This window comes from Pseudoalteromonas sp. Isolate3 (assembly GCF_022398505.1).
In the GTDB taxonomy this organism is placed as follows: Bacteria; Pseudomonadota; Gammaproteobacteria; order Enterobacterales; family Alteromonadaceae; genus Pseudoalteromonas; species Pseudoalteromonas apostichopi.
Window position 1 is genome coordinate 1 of record NZ_JAKEVN010000193.1, and the last position, 3845, is coordinate 3845.

The following is a 3845-nucleotide window of genomic DNA, read 5'->3' on the forward strand; positions in this document are numbered from 1 at the left end:
GTGATGCCCAGTACACACCAGACGCTGAAGCCATTTTGATGGAGCTAGTGAATGTTGATGTAGATATTGTTAGCCAAACACGTGCTAACCCTGACACTCTGACCAAACTCGTAGATACCTCATCAATCGACTTTCTACCCGTGTTTTCGCCAGACTCAACGAAATTTGTTTTTGAGTCTCATCGTTTTGGATTAAAACAATTATTTTTATACGATAGTGGCAAGCAAACGCGCATTTTTGCTAACCCTGATAACCATGAGTTATTTGGCATTGTTTGGAGCCAAGACGCACGGCAGGTTTACACCGCAAGTAAAGATACACTGTTTAAAATTGATTTAAACAGTGGCACTTATGAAACAATACCTCATGGAAATCACTCTTTTTATTTGAGAGAAATGTATCACAATGAAGACGCGATTTTAGTTTCGTATCGAGCAGAGGATGGACAGACGTTTCATCCAGCAAAATTCGATTTAACAAGCTTAACGTTGACACCATTCACAGGCTTAGGGAAACGTTTAAGCTGTTATGGTATGGATTTAGATGAGCAAGATCAGATCTACTTCTCAAATAGCAATGAAGTGTTTCGAGTTAATACCCGTGGAGATATAGAAACTGTTTGGCAAGCAGCTAGCAATGACATTATTGGTATATCTGTTAGTAACCAGCAATTAGCAGTAACAATGGAGCATGCAGATACAATTAATTTCCAGCGTATCGATTTGGCAACTGCTGAAACAGAAAGTTGGCAGTTAACACAACCTAAGCAACATATGTTGATCAACAGTGCTCATGATTTAAAAGAGTTTTTATATCTTACAGAACCTTATAGAACTCGTAAGTTAGTAAAATTTCAGTAGCTTGATATGTTCTTTACGTCTTAATCAACTCCACAAGCTGCTTAAGCTGTTCATGATTGAGTGGATTGTGGGCATGATTACCGTACAACAGTACGATATCAATCATAGGCAGTACTGGTAACGAATTATCGCTGATTTCTTCCAAACCTTTTTGCATGCTTATTCGCGCCATGCTGCCGATTGCCAACCCTTGTTCAATTAAGCCATGTAATGCACCTGCTGATCCACAGCAGGCAATAATATTAAAACGACGCTCGGTTTTTAAGAGACCTTCAATACTGGCTTGGTGAAACTTACAGTCTCGTTGAAACAGGGCAATAGGAAGTGGGGTTGAATCTTCAATCTCAAAAGCGGGGCTTTTCACCCATACGCCTTGGCTTGATTGCAATAAGTAACCTTCTTCGCTGTCTGGTGAGCGAGTGGCAACAACTAAATCGAGCATACCTTGGTCTAGTTTGGCTCTAAGCTCAGAACTTGGGGCGCAGCTTATCTGTATATCTAAGGCATCAAACTGTTGGTGTAGGGCACAAACAAGCTGTGGTAGCAAAGAGTGGACATAGTCGTCAGGACAGCCGATGCGCACACGTAAATTGCCAGTACCTGCTTTTAATTGTTTAAAGGCTTCATCATAAAGGGCTATCAGTTGCTTCGCATAACTTGCTAGCTGGTGGCCTTGATGGGTTAGCACCAGCTGACGACCTTGCTTTTCAAAGAGTGAACTTGCGAGGTCCTGTTCAAGCTTTTTCATTTGCATACTTACCGCAGATTGGGTTCTGGAAATTTGTGCTGCAGCACGGGTGAAACTACCTGTATCGACGAAGGCGCAAAATGTTCTAAGGGCATCAATATCCATAATGTATCAGCTTTTCTTATAGGTACTATAAAAACAATTGGCGAGTAATTGCCCAATTGCTGTTTTATAGTGAGCCTAATCTAAACGTTATAGGAAGTACAATGCAATTATTTATTGGCAATAAAAACTACTCAACTTGGTCATTGCGAGCGTGGTATTTACTAAGAAAATTCAATGTTTCTTTTAAAGAGCAACAATTGGTTTTAGATACGCCTGAATTTTATGAAGCATTAGAAAAAAAGTTTCCCGTGCAAAAAGTACCGGCACTTATTGATGCTGAGTTAACCGTGTGGGACTCACTCGCTATTTGTGAATACATCAATGATGCTTATCTAAATGGTGCCGCTTGGCCTAGTGAAATAGCCCAAAGAGCAAAAGCGCGCAGTCTAGCTGCCGAGATGCACTCTGGTTTTGCTGCACTTCGTAATGAAATGCCAATGAATATTCGTGCTAAAAGGCATGTTGAATTATCAGAACAAGCTAAAAAAGATATCGCTCGCATCGATGAGATATTTTCTTCTCAGCAACAAAGTTATCCTAATATGTGGTTATTTGGCGATTTCTCTATTGTTGATGCGATGTTCGCACCTGTAGTACTTCGTTTTAAAACGTATCAAGTTGAGCTATCGTGTGCTGCACAAACTTATTGCCAGCATCTACTTGCTTGCCCGGTTATCAAAATCTGGATTAGCGAAGCTCTTAAGGAAACAGATATCGTTGACTGTGATGAAGCAGGTGAGGAAATTAACTAGCCGATATTGCGAATTTCTAACTATTAATTTTATTGCCTATTATACTTTTGCGTGGGATTTTTTGGCATATTTTTATACAAAAATACTAGTTCAATTAATGAGCACACACACTATACTAGAGTAGTTGCTCTTTAATCGAACATCCCACATTTCCTTTCGTAGTAGGCATTTATTTATGGGCGCTTTTGCAGCAAAATTATTAAATCAAGATATGACAATTGAGCGCTATGCCTGTCAATTTAAGTCGCTTGAGGTAGAGCATGTCTTTTTACAAAGTAAATTCGGTCAAGATAAAAAAATAGCGCAATTTTTGTGCTGTACAATTGCATTAGTCACTGCGCTTGTAACCTTCTTCGATAAGATGATTATACAGGCTTCATTTTGGCCAGAAACCGCTTTAATCGGCCGAGCTATTATGGTCTCAGTTTGTATTCTTAGTGCTTTTGCTCTGAATTATATTAAAAGCATCCAGTCATTTCGTTTGGTGATATCTGTGTTTATGCTGTTTTTATTTTTGAACATGCAATTTATGGCTATCACTTATGAGCGTTTCTATATTTTGCATATGTTTTTTGATGTGATCATCTTGATCACATTTTATTTCTCGACCTTGGTTTCAATTAAGTTATCGGTATTTTTAAATATTTCATATAGTGCTCTTGCTATCTCTGTTATCTATTTCAGTAAAGAAATATCTAACCACTCTTTTTACATGGTGGTTTTAGCGCATGTGGCAGCAAACTTAGCAGGTATGATCATGGCTGCTCATGAACATATTATCCGTAGAGAACTTTTTGTAAGGAACACCCAGCTTGCTCAGCTTGCCCATGAGATGAAAAGCCAAGCCCTTAAAGATGCCCTTACTCAGTTACCTAACCGTCGTGCTTTTGATAATGCCTATGAAGAATATCAGCGGATGGTTAAACAGCAGCAAGGTGAGTCCAAGCAAGTATGTGTTATTTTAGCTGATATTGATTACTTCAAACGTGTTAACGATACCCATGGTCACGAGGTAGGTGATGTTGTATTGCAGCGTTTTTCTGCTTTTTTAACTGACTCATTACGTTCCTCTGATGATGTATATCGATTTGGCGGTGAAGAATTTGTTATTGTGCTACCACTATGCTCAGTGTCAGATGCAACTGTTATTATTAATACTATGATCGCAAGGATGAATAGTGAAAGGTGCGAGGTTGGTGAGTTATCTTTAGCAATACGTGCAAGTTTTGGCTTAACCGTAATGAAAGAAGAGGAGCAAAAGTCAGTTATCTCCAGAGCTGATGCTGCACTTTATCAGGCTAAAGATGCAGGACGGAATCAATTAGTTATTAAATTTTAATAGCCTAAATATAAGTACAAAATATGTACCTTATGCTCGTT

At 38.9% G+C, this 3845-nt stretch carries 3 protein-coding genes and 1 pseudogene; 3 read left to right on the top strand and 1 reads right to left on the bottom strand.

Translation table 11 applies throughout. From position 1 onward, the window contains the following. Nucleotides 1-860 (top strand): annotated as a pseudogene (locus tag L1D46_RS19945) (TolB protein); the annotation flags it as partial. A 13-nt stretch (nt 861-873) separates the two neighbouring features. Here the strand turns inward: L1D46_RS19945 and L1D46_RS19950 are convergent. Then, a complete protein-coding gene (locus tag L1D46_RS19950) occupies nt 874-1713 on the bottom strand; it encodes a LysR family transcriptional regulator (RefSeq protein WP_239978114.1) in 840 nt (279 codons plus the stop codon). Nucleotides 1714-1814: 101 nt separating this feature from the next. Between L1D46_RS19950 and L1D46_RS19955 the strand changes: the two genes are divergently transcribed. Both L1D46_RS19955 and L1D46_RS19960 read left to right on the top strand, forming a co-directional pair. After that, on the top strand, nt 1815-2465 hold the full coding sequence (locus L1D46_RS19955; RefSeq protein ID WP_239978115.1) for a glutathione S-transferase family protein: 651 nt from the start codon (nt 1815-1817) through the stop codon (nt 2463-2465). Nucleotides 2466-2640: 175 nt separating this feature from the next. Next, on the top strand, nt 2641-3804 hold the full coding sequence (locus L1D46_RS19960) for a GGDEF domain-containing protein (RefSeq protein ID WP_239978116.1): 1164 nt from the start codon (nt 2641-2643) through the stop codon (nt 3802-3804). The last annotated feature ends 41 nt before the right edge of the window (nt 3805-3845 follow it).